Annotated in this window: 10 protein-coding genes; 7 read left to right on the plus strand and 3 right to left on the minus strand. The window is 72.2% G+C overall.

Features of this window, described 5'->3' with window-relative positions; translation table 11 throughout:
- Positions 1-336 precede the first annotated feature (336 nt).
- From ACFYXH_RS30935 to ACFYXH_RS30945, 3 genes are read left to right on the plus strand one after another with little or no spacing between them, the layout of a single operon-like run.
- The gene (locus ACFYXH_RS30935; protein ID WP_389570045.1) at positions 337-3183 is read left to right on the plus strand and encodes a BTAD domain-containing putative transcriptional regulator; all 2847 of its coding nucleotides are present in this window, start codon (positions 337-339) and stop codon (positions 3181-3183) included.
- Positions 3184-3243: 60 nt separating this feature from the next.
- Entirely contained in the window at positions 3244-3753 is a 510-nt protein-coding gene (locus tag ACFYXH_RS30940) for a SigE family RNA polymerase sigma factor (RefSeq protein WP_389569782.1), read from the plus strand.
- Between the two features lie 41 nt (positions 3754-3794).
- Positions 3795-4985 carry a hypothetical protein gene (locus ACFYXH_RS30945; RefSeq protein WP_389569785.1) on the plus strand — a complete coding sequence of 397 codons (1191 nt, stop codon included), beginning with the start codon at positions 3795-3797 and terminating at the stop codon, positions 4983-4985.
- Between the two features lie 65 nt (positions 4986-5050).
- Here ACFYXH_RS30945 and ACFYXH_RS30950 read toward each other — a convergent pair whose 3' ends face one another.
- Entirely contained in the window at positions 5051-6736 is a 1686-nt protein-coding gene (locus ACFYXH_RS30950; RefSeq protein WP_389569788.1) for a bifunctional 3'-5' exonuclease/DNA polymerase, read from the minus strand.
- A 63-nt stretch (positions 6737-6799) separates the two neighbouring features.
- The gene (locus ACFYXH_RS30955; RefSeq protein ID WP_389569791.1) at positions 6800-8068 is read right to left on the minus strand and encodes a LuxR C-terminal-related transcriptional regulator; all 1269 of its coding nucleotides are present in this window, start codon (positions 8066-8068) and stop codon (positions 6800-6802) included.
- Between the two features lie 126 nt (positions 8069-8194).
- On the opposite strand from ACFYXH_RS30955, the gene ACFYXH_RS30960 reads away from it, so the two are divergent.
- On the plus strand, positions 8195-9112 hold the full coding sequence (locus tag ACFYXH_RS30960) for an NADP-dependent oxidoreductase (RefSeq protein WP_389569794.1): 918 nt from the start codon (positions 8195-8197) through the stop codon (positions 9110-9112).
- On the opposite strand, the gene ACFYXH_RS30965 is transcribed toward ACFYXH_RS30960, so the two are convergent.
- Positions 9093-9674, minus strand: coding sequence for a sugar O-acetyltransferase (locus ACFYXH_RS30965; protein WP_389569797.1), 582 nt, complete (start codon positions 9672-9674; stop codon positions 9093-9095). The two genes, ACFYXH_RS30960 and ACFYXH_RS30965, sit on opposite strands and share 20 nt — an antisense overlap.
- Before the next feature lie 45 nt (positions 9675-9719).
- Here ACFYXH_RS30965 and ACFYXH_RS30970 point away from each other — a divergent pair, with 45 nt between their 5' ends.
- From ACFYXH_RS30970 to ACFYXH_RS30980, 3 genes are all read left to right on the plus strand, one after another.
- On the plus strand, positions 9720-10412 hold the full coding sequence (locus tag ACFYXH_RS30970; protein WP_389569801.1) for a lipoprotein: 693 nt from the start codon (positions 9720-9722) through the stop codon (positions 10410-10412).
- 86 nt (positions 10413-10498) lie between these two features.
- Positions 10499-11338, plus strand: a complete 840-nt coding sequence (locus ACFYXH_RS30975; protein WP_389569806.1) for a nitrilase-related carbon-nitrogen hydrolase — start codon at positions 10499-10501, stop codon at positions 11336-11338.
- Between the two features lie 136 nt (positions 11339-11474).
- On the plus strand, positions 11475-12593 hold the full coding sequence (locus tag ACFYXH_RS30980) for a DUF2786 domain-containing protein (protein ID WP_389569809.1): 1119 nt from the start codon (positions 11475-11477) through the stop codon (positions 12591-12593).
- The last annotated feature ends 4 nt before the right edge of the window (positions 12594-12597 follow it).

Consider the following 12597-nt stretch of genomic DNA (forward strand, 5'->3'; position numbering starts at 1 on the left):
CGAGCTGCTGCCTGAGCCGGTCCCGGAACCGGTGCCTGAGCCGGTGCCTGAGGTCTGCGCTGGTCATGGGGGAAGCATCCGCCCGGACGGGGTGCGACCGCATCGTCCGGGCGGAGACACCACCGGTACGTCCGCAGGAGTACCAGGTGGTACCAGGTCTGTGGAGTACCGGGGAATCAGCGGATCCGGCCACGGCGGCGACACTCCCCCGAGTGTGGCTGTCCACGCCGAGCACCGGCGGGCCGGATCCGATGTATCGATCCAAACAGTCCTCTCCAACGGATCGCTAACATATGGCCAACAGTCATACCGGTGGCTGGAAAGTGGAGGATGCTGATGCGGTTCGGCCTGCTGGGTCCGCCGGCAGTGCACGATGCCGCGGGCGAGCCGCACCCCCTCGGCAGCGCCAAGCTCCGCGCCCTGCTCGCCACGCTGCTGCTGCGGCCCAACCGGGTAGTCCCGGTGGACGAGTTGAAGGCGGCCATGTGGGGCGACGAGCCGCCCGCCTCCGCCCATGCCTCCTTGCACAACCATGTGACGCGGCTGCGCCGGCTGCTCGCCGAGGCGGACCGGCTGCGGGCCGTACCGCCCGGCTATCTGCTGCGGGTCGAGCCGGGCGAGCTGGACACCGACGTCTTCGAGGCACGCGTGCGCACCGCCCGTGCCGCGTACGCCGAGGGCGACTGGACCGCCGTGGCCGAGGCCGCCCGCGCGGGGCTCGCGCTGTGGCGCGGCAGCCCGCTGGCCGGTCTGTACGACCCTGACGAGGGCACCCCGGCACTTGTCCAGCGGCTGCGGGAGTCGCGGCTGCTGATGCTGGAGTGGCGGTACGACGCCGAGATGCAGCTGGGCCGCTATGACGTGCTCGTACCCGAACTGGCCGCACTGGTCGCGGAGTTCCCGCTGCGGGAGGCCTTCCACCGGCAGCTGATGCTGATCCTGCACCGTACGGGACGCCAGGCGGAGGCGCTGGCCGCCTACGGGTCGCTGCGTCGCACGCTCGTGGAGGAGCTGGGCGTCGAACCGGGCCCGGCCGTCCAGGAGGCGCACCGGGAGGTGCTCCGTAGACCCGCGGCGGCGCCCGAGCCACGGCCGCCGCGGCCCGCCCAGCTGCCGCCCGCGCCCGGCCACTTCACCGGTCGCGACACGCTCGTCGCCGAGCTGAGCGCTGTCCTCACGCGTCGCGCCGGCAGCCCCGCCGTCGTCTCCGGGATGGCCGGAGTCGGCAAGTCCGCCCTCGCCGTGCATGTCGCCCACGCGCTGCGCGACGAATTCCCCGACGGGCAGCTGTACTTCAACCTGCACGGCGCCATCCCCGGCGCCCCGCTCGACCCCGGTCACGCACTCGCCGCGCTGCTGCGCGACCTCGGCGTCGACCCGCGGCAGATCCCCGACGACATGGACGCGGCATCGACCCTGCTGCGCTCCACCCTCGCGCCCACCCGGACCCTGCTCGTGCTCGACGACGCGGCGTCCGCCGCGCAGGTGCGGCCGCTGCTGCCGGCCGGGAGCGGCTGCGCGGTCGTCGTCACCAGCCGCTCCCCGCTGACCGCGCTCGACGGCGCTGCCCGCTTCCCGCTCGCGCCGCTGTCGGCCGAGGACAGTGGGACGCTGCTGCGATCCGTCTCAGGACGCGGCTTCGACGAGGGTCTGGAGCGGCTCGTCGAACGGTGCGGGCGGCTGCCGCTCGCACTGCGCGTCGTCGCCGCCCGCCTCGCCGCCCGCCGCGCGCTCACCCCCGATGTACTCGCCGGGCTGCTGGATGCCGAGGCGGGTCGTCTCGACCATCTCGAGTACGACGACCTGAGCGTGCGCGGTTCGCTCGCCGTCGCGCACGACGGCCTCGACCCGGACGCGGCGCTCGCGCTGCGCCGTCTCGGCGCGGTGGACCTGCCCGAGTACGGTGCGCCCGCCGTCGCCCGGCTGATGGAGACCGATGAACGGCGCGCGGCGGCCGCCCTGGACCGGCTCGTCGATGTGTCGCTCCTCGAGGAGGTCTCGTACGGCAGGTTCGTCCCGCACGACCTGGTACGGGACTTCGCCCGCGAACTGGCCGACCGGGACGGCGACCGGCCGCAGATCGCCGAGCGCGTGCTGCGCTGGTACGCCGAGTCCGCCCGCCAGACCGGTGTCGCGCTGCTCCCGTCCGGCCGGGAGGCCGAGCTGCGGCTGCCGCCGCCGATCGGCGACGCCGCGCCGTTCGACACCGCCGAACAGGCCCTGGCCTGGGGAGATCTCGAACTGGCCAACCTGGTGGCGCTGACCGAGCGGTACGCGGCCGTGTCCCCGACAGCGCTGCTGCTCGTGCGGTCCTGCTTCATCTATCTCCAGCGCCGTGGCAGGCTTCAGGAACTGGCCGTCCTCGGCGAACTGGCCCTGGCCGCCGCCCGCGCGGCAGGCGACGCCGAGGCCGAGGCGCATGCCCTCACCGACCTCGCGGGCAGGAACTTCCTCAGCGGCAGGCCCGAGCGTGCCCTCTCCCTGAACGAGCAGGCCGTCACGATCTGGCGCGCCCTCGGCGAGGACCGCCGCATCCAGCGCGGCCTCGGCAACCGCGGCATGCTGCTCGAGGGCCTCGGCCGGTACGAGGAGGCGGCCGGTGCGCTGGAGTCCGCGATCGAGTACGCCCGCAGGCTCGGCGACGATCACGGTGAAGCGGTCGTCCTCAGCCATCTGGGCAATCTGTACGAGCACACCGACGCCCGCGCAGCGATCGGCTACCACGAGCGCAGCCTGGCGGCCGGCGTACGGCTGGACAGCGAGATCCTGCGGCAGACCGCCCACTGCAATATCGGCTTCGCCCATCTCACCCTCGGCGAACCGGCCGAAGCCGCACGGCACTTCGACGAGTCGCTGGCCATCCTCGGCGAGGACGGCGACTGGCACGGCCAGTCCCAGTCCCGCATCGGCCGGGTCCGTGCCCTGCGCGAACTGGGCCGCGCCGAGGACGCCCACCGGGAGTGCGGGCTGCTGCTGGAGCGGGCCGAGTCACGGGCGGACACGCATATGCAGGCGCTCGTCCACCATCAGCGTGGACTGCTGCTGCACGCGGAGGGCCGCGAGAGCGAGGCGCGAGAGCGGTGGCGCCGGGCCTTCACCGCGCTTCAGGCGCTGGACGGGGAGCATGCGCGGCTCCTGGAGGAGCTGCGGGAGTTGCTGGGCGACCGGTCCGTGCCCGCGTGAAACATTCCGCGGGGGTCATTGCGTCAAAGGGGTGAAGGTCGGTCACGAGAACGGAGAGACATGAGACGGTCCCGCACGGACGACTTCAGGGAGTTCGCGGCCGGGCGCGCCAGTCACCTCTTCCGCTCAGCGTGCCTCCTGACCAGTGGTGACACCCATCTCGCCGAGGACCTTGTGCAGGAGACGCTGGGCCGGATGTACACGCTGTGGGGCCGTGTGTCGCGGATAGACAATCCGGCCGGCTACGCCCAGACCGTTCTTGTCCGCACCTTCCTCACCCATCAGCGGCGGCGCTCCGCCACGGAACGCCCCATCGGCGAAGTCCCCGACAATGCTCTGCAATCCGGTGACGACCCGGCGTTGCGCCTCGCCCTGCTCGGTGCGCTCGGGCGGCTCGCGCCCAAGGACCGGGCGGTGGTGGTGCTGCGGTACTGGGAGGATCGCAGCGTCGAGGAGACCGCCGCTGCCATGAAAGTCAGCTCTGCCGCCGTACGCACCAGAACGACGCGCGCGCTCGGGAAGCTCCGGGAGCAACTGGGTGGAAGTCTTGCCGAGTTCGCCGCCCACTAAGGCTCTCTGTTCCCTTATCGACCCAGAAGTGGTGGTTCATCATGCCCTTTGAAGACGAACTGGGCGATGCGCTGCGCCGTACCGGAGAGGCCTTCCGGTCGGCGGGCGGCAGCGCTCTGGTGGACGGCGGCCTGGCCCGCGGCCGCCGCAGGCTCGCCCGCCGCCGTGTCTCCGCGGTGGCCGGAAGCGCGCTGACCGTGGCTGTCGTGGCCTCGACTGCGCTGTACCTGGGGGGATCGTTCGACGGTGACACGGCGGACCGGGCCACCGACCCGGCGCCGCCGGCGGGCTCGGGGCACTTCAAGGTCACGGCCGACGAGATGAAGAACATCCTGCAGAACGGTATGGAAAGGGCGGGGATCATCGTGGCCCGTCCGAAGCTGCAGGGCAGCGGAAGCTCCGAAGCGGCCAAGGCCGCGACTTCGTCCATCGTCTTCGAGGACGGCTGGGGCGGTGCGACCGTGACGCTGTCGGTCCGCCGTGTCGAACCGGGGGACCCGAAGCTCAAGAAGCTGATCACGTGCCCGCCCCAGAAGGGATCGCCGTACGAGGAGTGCACGGTGCAGCCCGGCAACAGGGCCGTGAAGGGGTACACCGATGCGGGCAAGGCGGGCGGCGTCAAGAAGTGGGCGGTCACGACGGTCTCGTCCAGCGGGTACCTCATCGAGCTCGCCACCAACAATCTGAAGGGGGAGCAGGGGGAGTCGCCGGCGGGCCGCAATCCGCGGATGACCCCCGGCAAGTTGCGCCATCTCGCGCTGTTCGTGGAAGGCTCGTTCACCACAGCCGGTGAGCCGAACCCGTTCGGTGATGTGAAGCCGGGTTCCTGGGATGAACATGGCGACATACTGCCCATCCTCAAGTTCCTGCTGCCCAAGCGCCTCGAGGTTGTCTCCGAGGGAGCCAACGGTGCCGACGGTCACGTCGTCGTGATCGACAGGAACACCGGGGACCGCACCTACATCGAGGCGGTGCGGACGGCCGGCGGGGAGGCCGTCTGGACGGAGACCCGCCCGGACGGTCTGAAGTTGGCCGCCGTGGAGAAGGCGGGCGCGCATCCGGGCGTCCTGCACCGACAGGTCGACACCTTCCGGCCGAACGGTCTGACGATGCAGGTCTCCGCCTACAACTCCCCCACCCCCAACTCGCTCAAGAGCGGCAAAAAGCCCCTGATCACGATGGCGGAGATGAAGGCCATCGCCACGGACCCGGCGTGGCTCGCGGCCCGCTAGCAGCAAGGTGCCTCAAGCCGCAGGGCATCTCTCAAGCCGCAAGGTGCCTCAAGCCACAAGATCCCTCACTTCGCATCCGCGTAGCACTGAACCACCGCCGTCGTGAACGGAAACCGCACCGGCGTCTCCCCGAAGGCGATCCGCCCGGCCAGCTCCCCGGCCGCCCGGATCGCCTTCGCGACGTCCTCCGCCTCCTCCGCCGGGCAGTGCACGATCACCTCGTCGTGCTGGAAGAACACCAACTCGGCCCGTATCTCCGCAGTGGACTGCCGCAGCGCCGCCAGCATCAGCAGCGCCCAGTCCGCCGCACTGCCCTGCACCACGAAGTTACGGGTGAAGCGGCCCCGCGCCCGCGCGTTCGACGAGGCGTATCCGGGCGTGAACTCGCTTTCTGGGGACGGGAGTTCCTCACTCGCCTGCGGGATCCCCGCCTCGTCGTCGTCGCCCGAGCCCGCCGCCCGCGGGCTGGTCCGGCCCAGCCAGGTCCGTACGAGCCGGCCCTCCTCGCCGGCCCGCGCCGCCTCGTCGACGTATGCCACGGCCTTCGGGAATCTGCGCCGCAGCATGGCCAGGTTCTTCAGGCCGTCGCCCGACGTCTGGCCGTAGATCGCGCCGAGCAGCGCGACCTTGGCGTGGTCGCGGTCGCCGGAGAACGCCCGGTGGGACAGGGCCGCGTACAGATCGCCCTCGTGTCCCGCCACATCCATCAGGCCGGGGTCGCGGGAGATCGCGGCCAGCACGCGCGGCTCCATCTGATCGGCGTCCGCGACCACCAGCCGCCAGCCCTCGTCGGCGACCACCGCCCGCCGGATGACCTTCGGGATCTGAAGTGCCCCGCCGCCATTGGTCGTCCAGCGGCCCGAGACCGTGCCGCCGGGCAGATACTCGGGCCGGAACCGCCCGTCACGGACCCAGTCCTGGAGCCAGCCCCAGCCGTGCGCCGTCCAGATCCGGTACAGCTTCTTGTACTCGATCAGCGGCTTCACGGCCGGATGGTCGAGCTCCTCCAGCTCCCAGCGCCGCGTGGACTTCAGCCTGATCCCGGCCTGCGCGAACGCCTTGACCACATCCGCCGGCAGATCCGGCCGCACCCGACGGCCGAACGCGGCCGACACCTCGTCCGCGAGTTCCGCAAGCCGGCGCGGCTCGCCGCCGCCCGCGTACCGCTCGCCCAGCAGCTCGTGCAGCAGCGCCCGGTGCACGTCCGCCCGCCACGGGAGCCCCGAGCGGTTCATCTCGGCGGCCACCAGCATCCCGGCCGACTCGGCCGCGGTCAGCAGCCGCATCCGCCCCGGATGCTCGGCGGCATCGTGTCTTCGCTGCTGATCGGCGTAGACCTCGAGGAGAGCCTCCAGCGGTACGGAGACGGGCTGCGGCTCGAAGAGCGAGGACTGCGAGCCCGGTTCGGCCGCGCGCTGCGGCGGATCGGGCGGTACGGGAGCGTTGCGCAGCCGCGCCCAGGCTGCCGCCGCCGAACGGGGCTCCCCGAGCCGGCCCTCGTGGCCGAGCAGCAGCAGCTCCGCGTCCTCGATGTCGTAACACCGCTCGACCCGGACCCCGGCCGCCAGCAGCCGCGGATAGATCTCGGCGGTGGAGCGCCAGACCCACCTGCCGACCTCCGGCCGGGAGCGGACGGCCTCGACCAGGTCGGGCTCCTCCTGGACGGGCCCGGCGGGCAGGCCGTCGGGGCCGAGGGGGACGAGCCGCGCCCCGTCACCCTCCGCCGCCGCCAGAGCCCATCGTTCGCTCATGGATGCGAGTGTGGCAGCCGGGTCTGACAACGCGGCGGAGCCGACAACGCAGAGCGCGGAGTGTCAGGCCACCGCGTGGAAGACCGCCGACGCCTCGCCGCGCGACGCCACCCCCAGCTTGGTCAGGATGTTCGCGACGTGGAACTTCACCGTCGACTCGCTGATGTGCAGCTCCTGCGCGATCCGGCGATTGCGGTGCCCGCGGGCCAGATGCGTCAGCACCTCCAGCTCCCGGGCCCCCAGCGAGGCGAGCGGATCGGCGCGCGGGGTCTCCGGCGCTCCGAGCGGGATCGTCGCCGTGACCGTGGTGCCCCAGCCCGGCACCGCGTCGACGTCCAGCCGCCCGCCCAGCACTTCGAGCCGCTCGCCGACCCGGTGCGGGCCGAGCGTGCAGGTGGAGAGCTCGCCGGGGCCGTCGTCCCGTACCGTCGCGCGCAGCTCGTTCTCGGTGAGATGCCAGCCGACATGGATCCGGTTCACATCGTCCTGCTCGAGGACGGTCAGCAGCACCGCCCGTACGACCGCGCGCGCCGCGTGCGCGACATCGGCGGCCAGCGGCCGGCTGCTGTCGGGCGCGCCCAGCTCCAGTCGGACGGGGCTGTAGCGCAGCATCGGCCGCAGCGAGTCCGCGAGCCGGGCGAAGGCCTGCCCGGCGGGTTCCTCGGCGACCGCCTGGTCCCGTTCCGTCTCGGCGCGCAGTTCGACCAGCGCGGTGACGGCCAGCTCGACGGCCGTGGTGCGGGCGGCCGCGTCGTCCATACCCCGGCTGCGCAACACGCCGAGCAGCCCGGACAGCGCCGTCGCATGTGTCTCGGTCAGCTCGGCGATCACCCTGGCCCGCTCCCCGGCGGAGGCCCGCGACTGGGCGAGCGTGCCCGGCGTGGCCTCGGTGGCGAGCCGGTCGCGATGGCTGGTCACCAGGTCCCACATGGCCTGTACGACGGCGGTGTCGGACGCGGCGAGGACGCTGTCCTCGCTCCGTACGAGGACCAGCAGCGCCCCTCGCGGCGTCGCGTCGCTGGCCACCGCGAGCACCGGATGCTCGGCCCCGCCGATGCCGGCCGTGCCCTGCCAGGGCTGCCCGGCGGGCACCGAGGCGACCAGCGGATGCAGTTCGGCGGCGGTGATCCGTCCGGCCGGCGAACCGCTGTCGCCGTACGTCTTGAACGGCGAGTGCGCGCAGTTCGTCGACAGCTCGGCGGCGGCCAGATGCGGGACGATCGTGCCCAGGGTCGCGGACAGCCGCGGCAGGATCTGGCCCAGCGGCTGCCGGATCACCTCGTAGGCGGCGGCCAGGGCGGGCGCGGCGGGCACGGATCCGGTGAGTTCCATGACGGCCAGCGTACGGCCGCGAGCGGCGCGGGCGGCTGTCCCTTCAGCCAGGTCGAACCATCCGAAAGACTGGCCGGTCCTGGCCCGCCGGAGACCGAGGGTTGATCCCGGCGGAAGGAGCCAGACATGGAAGCGATCGTCTTCGAAGAGTTCGGTGGACCCGAGGTACTGAGCCCGGCGCAGGCCGATGAGCCGCACGCCGGTCCCGGCCAGGTGCGGGTGAAGGTCATGGCCGCGGGGGTCAACCCGCTCGACTACAAGATCCGTTACGGCTGGATGGAGCAGCAGTTCCCGACGGCCCTTCCCGCGATCCCGGGCCTGGAGTTCGCCGGGATCGTCGACGAGGTCGGCGAGGGCGTGACGGCCGCCGCGGTCGGCGACGAGGTGCTGGGCTGGACCACCACCGGTGCGTATGCGCAGTACGCCCTGGCCGAGTCCTTCGTCCCCAAACCGGCCGGACTGGGCTGGGCGGAGGCCGCGGCCCTGCCGGTCGCGACCGAGACCGCCCAGCGGGTGCTCGATCTGCTCGGCGTGCGCAGCGGCGAGACGCTGCTGCTGCACGGGGCCGCGGGGGTGGTCGGCGTGGTGGCCGTCCAGCTCGCCGTGGCAGCCGGTGTGACGGTCATCGGCACGGCATCCCCGGCCAACCACGACCCTCTGCGGGAGCTGGGCGCGACTCCGGTCGCGTACGGCGACGGTCTCGTCGAGCGCGTCCGCGCGGCCGCTCCCCAGGGTGTGGACGCCGTCTTCGACGCGGCGGGCAAGGACGCGCTGCCGGCCTCGGTCGAGCTGCGTGGCGGCACCACGGACCGGATCATCACGATCGCGGACCCGGACGCGGCCGCGCACGGAGTCCACTTCTCGGCGGGCGGCACGGAGTCGCCGGAGATCGCTCTGGCGGAGCACGTCCGGCTGGCGGCCGACGGCAGGATCCGGATTCCGGTCGCGGAGGTCTTCCCGCTTGCCGAGGCGGCCAAGGCCCACGCGCTGAGCGAGACGGGCCATGTGCGCGGAAAGCTGGTGATCACTCCGTCCGAGGGGTGACTGTGGGGGTGAGCGTACGGACGACGCGGGCCGGGTTGCCCACTGCGAGCACCCCGGCCGGCAGGTCCTTGGTGACCACGGAGCCGGCGCCGACCACGGTGTTCTCGCCGATGGTCACGCCGGGGCAGACGATCACCCCGCCGCCCAGCCAGACGTTGTCGCCGATGGTGATGGGGGAGGCCCTCTCCCAGCCTGCCCGGCGTCGTTCGGTGTCCAACTCATGTGCGGGGGTCAGGAGTTGGACGTTCGGTCCGATCTGTACGTCCGCGCCGACCGTGATCGGAGCGGCGTCCAGGAAGACCGCGTTGAAGTTGATGAACGTACGGTCGCCGATGGAGATGCAGCGGCCGTAGTCGCACTGGAACGGCGGCCGGATGCGTACGTCCTCGCCCACCGAGCCGAGCAGCTCGGCGAGGATCTCCGCGCGCCGGCCGGGGGCCGCGCCGCCGTTCGCGTTGTACGCGGCGCAGAGCGCGGAGCGCCGCTCGGTGTCCGCGCCCAGCTCGGGGTCGTCCGGGAGGTACCACTCGCCGGCCAGCATGCGGTCCTTGTTCTCGCCCATCCCACGTCCCTCCACGGCGGTCGGCCTCTCTAGGATCGATCATGCGTGTTCGAACTGACCCAGGGGTGGGGAATCGTGGTACGAGGTCTGATGCGCGGCACAGCTGCGGGACTGGTCCCGGCGGTGCTGGCGATGGTGGTGCTGACCGGCTGTTCGTCGGAGCCCGAGCCGGACGGGCCGGCGGGCGGGGCGAAGACAGCCGCGAAGGGCGGGGCGAAGACAGCCGCGAAGGGCGGGACGAAGAGTGCCGCGAAGGGCGGCGCGGTCGGAGCCGCGGGTTCGCCGTGCGCACTGCCCGTCTCGTTCGACCTCGCGGCGGACTGGAAGCCGAAGGCCGTCAAGGACGACCCGGAGTTCGGGCTGCCGAAGCAGGGCCTCGTCACTCTCGTCTGCGAGATCGACGCGAAGCCGGCCGGGAACATCGGCTTTCTCCGTGTCTGGACCGGCGGCGGCAGCGGCGACGATGCGCGCAAGGCGCTCGAAGCGTTTGTCGCGGCGGAGGCCAAGAGCCGTGACAAGGTCGCGTACAGCGCGACGAAGGCGGGCCAGTACGCCGCCGCCGAGGTGACCTACCTCAACACCAACGAGTTCCTGGACGCGCCCAAGAAGGAGCGGGCGCTCGCCTTCACGACACCGCGCGGTGTGGTCGTCCTGCACCTCGGCGGACTGGACTCGGAGGAGCACGAGCAGATGCTCCCGGCCTACGAGCTGGCGAAGCAGAGCGTGCGCAGCGCCTGACGGGCCGCGCTCTTCCCGGGGCGGGCCCGTATCCGTACGGTCCCGCCCGAAGTGCCCGATCGTCGCGGCGCTGCGAGGCTTGGTCCATGCGAGTGGCACTGGCACAGACCGACTGCGCACTGGGTGAGGTGGACCAGAATCTCCGGACGGCTCGCGAGCAGATCGAGCAGGCCGCCGCCCAGGGCGCGGACCTCGTCGTCTTCCCGGAGCTGAGCCTGCACGGCTACCACCTGGGCGCGCTGAAGCGGGACACCTCGGTGGAGGCGCGCGATCCGCGGCTGCTGGAGCTGGGGACGCTCGGCCCGGATGTGGTGGCCGGACTCCACGAGCACACCCGGCTGCGGGCGTACAACACCTCCGCGTACTACAGCGGTGGTGAACTGCTGCACGCGCACCGGAAGTTGTACCTCCCCAACTATCTGGCGTGGGAGGAGCGCAAGCACGTCAGTCCGGGCCAGTCGGTGCGCGCGTACGACCTGCCGCGCGGCCAGGGCCGGGCCGCGACCCTCGTCTGCAACGACGCCTGGCAGCCGGTGCTGCCGTGGCTGGCCGTGCAGGACGGCGCCGAGGTCATCATCGTGCCCACGAACAGCGCGGCCAGCCTCGATCCGGAGGCGATGGACACAGGCCTGTACTGGGACACGCTGCTGTCCTACACGGCACGGATGCTCCAGTGCTGGGTCGTCTTCGTGAACCGGGTGGGGAGCGAGAACGGCGCGTCGTTCTGGGGCGGGTCCCGCGTCGTGGACCCGCGCGGAGCCGTGGTGGCCCAGGCTCCCAAGTGGGAGCCAGGCCTGGTCACCGTCGACATCGACGTCCACGAGGCGCGCCGCCAGCGGAGGGCCGTGCCGCTGGTGGCGGAGGCGCGCCTCGGGCTGATCGACCGCGAGGTGCGGCGACTGATCGACGAGGGCGGGGACAGCTAGGCCGTACATACCGCTCCGCCGATGCCGCAACCGATGCCGGTCGGGGTCGGGTGACTGTCGGGGTCGGGTGACTGTCGGGGTCGGGTGACTCGGGCCTCGGGGTGGGGCCGGCCGAACCACCTGGGATCATCGGTACGTGAGTACGGTCGAGAAGGCGCTGGCAGGTGCGCTGTACGTGGCGGACGACTCGGCGCTGGACACCGCGGCCTCGCTGCTCGCGGCGGACCGGGCGGCCGATGCGGAACTGCGGCTGCGCGGCGAGGAGTTTGTCCGCCGGGCGTGGGAGCGGGGCTGGCAGCCGGCCGATGTCGTACGGATCGTCCGGCGCGACCTGGACGAACACCATGTCCGGCTCGTCTGCGGCCTGATCGCCGCGGAGACGAAGCGGTACGGGGAGCGGCTCCCGCCCCGCTGGTCCGCGCAGCTAGCCGATCTTGAGGCGGGGGAGTGGCGCGTCGACCGCTTCTCGTACGCGACGGCGGTGCTGGAGCTGTACCGGTTGCTGGCCCGGCTGCCCTCGATCGAGCCCGTCGGCCCGGTGCCGGGTGCTTCCGCCCTGCACGTGGTCCCGTCGGCCGGGGAACCGCGCATGCTCACCCGGATCCGCGCGCTGCTCGCCAAGGCGGAGGCGACGGGTTATCCGGAGGAGGCGGAGGCGCTCACTGCCAAGGCACAGGAGCTGATGGCGCGGCACAGCATCGACGAGGCGGTGCTCGCCGCGCAGACCCACCGGGCCGATGCGCCCGCGGCCTGCCGGATCGGCGTGGACGCGCCGTACGAGACGGCCAAGGCGATCCTGCTCGACGCGGTCGCCTCTGCGAACCGCTGCCGCGCGGTGTGGAACAGCGGCTTCGGCTTCTCGACGGTCGTCGGCTTCGAGGCCGATCTGGAGGGTGTCGAGCTGCTGTACACCTCGCTGCTGGTGCAGGGGACGGCGGCGATGACGCGGGCGGAGGCGGGCCAGCGCGCCGGTGGTCGCAAGCGGACGAAGACTTTCCGGCAGTCGTTCCTGATGGCGTACGCGAGCCGGCTGGGGGAGCGGCTGGCGGCGGCGACCAAGAGCGTGACCGCCGCGGAGGACCTGCTGCCCGTACTGGCGTCCCGGGACGTGGCGGTCACGGATCACACGGACCGGATGTTCCCGCAGACGACGAGCACCCGGGTGCGCGGGGTGACGGACCTGGCGGGCTGGGAGCACGGCACAACGGCGGCGGACAGCGCGCAGATGCCGAAGGCGCACCCTCCGCTTACTTGATGCC

Origin of the sequence: Streptomyces sp. NPDC002730, assembly GCF_042888805.1 — a bacterium.
In the GTDB taxonomy this organism is placed as follows: Bacteria; Actinomycetota; Actinomycetes; order Streptomycetales; family Streptomycetaceae; genus Streptomyces.

Excerpts from the sequence above, each read along its gene's own strand:
- ACFYXH_RS30940 (WP_389569782.1), top strand. The coding sequence starts at position 3,244 with ATGAGACGGTCCCGCACGGACGACTTCAGGGAGTTCGCGGCCGGGCGC.
- ACFYXH_RS30965 (WP_389569797.1), bottom strand. The coding sequence starts at position 9,674 with ATGGGCGAGAACAAGGACCGCATGCTGGCCGGCGAGTGGTACCTCCCG.
- ACFYXH_RS30975 (WP_389569806.1), top strand. The coding sequence starts at position 10,499 with ATGCGAGTGGCACTGGCACAGACCGACTGCGCACTGGGTGAGGTGGAC.
- ACFYXH_RS30960 (WP_389569794.1), top strand. The coding sequence starts at position 8,195 with ATGGAAGCGATCGTCTTCGAAGAGTTCGGTGGACCCGAGGTACTGAGC.
- ACFYXH_RS30935 (WP_389570045.1), top strand. The coding sequence starts at position 337 with ATGCGGTTCGGCCTGCTGGGTCCGCCGGCAGTGCACGATGCCGCGGGC.
- ACFYXH_RS30950 (WP_389569788.1), bottom strand. The coding sequence starts at position 6,736 with ATGAGCGAACGATGGGCTCTGGCGGCGGCGGAGGGTGACGGGGCGCGG.
- ACFYXH_RS30955 (WP_389569791.1), bottom strand. The coding sequence starts at position 8,068 with ATGGAACTCACCGGATCCGTGCCCGCCGCGCCCGCCCTGGCCGCCGCC.
- ACFYXH_RS30945 (WP_389569785.1), top strand. The coding sequence starts at position 3,795 with ATGCCCTTTGAAGACGAACTGGGCGATGCGCTGCGCCGTACCGGAGAG.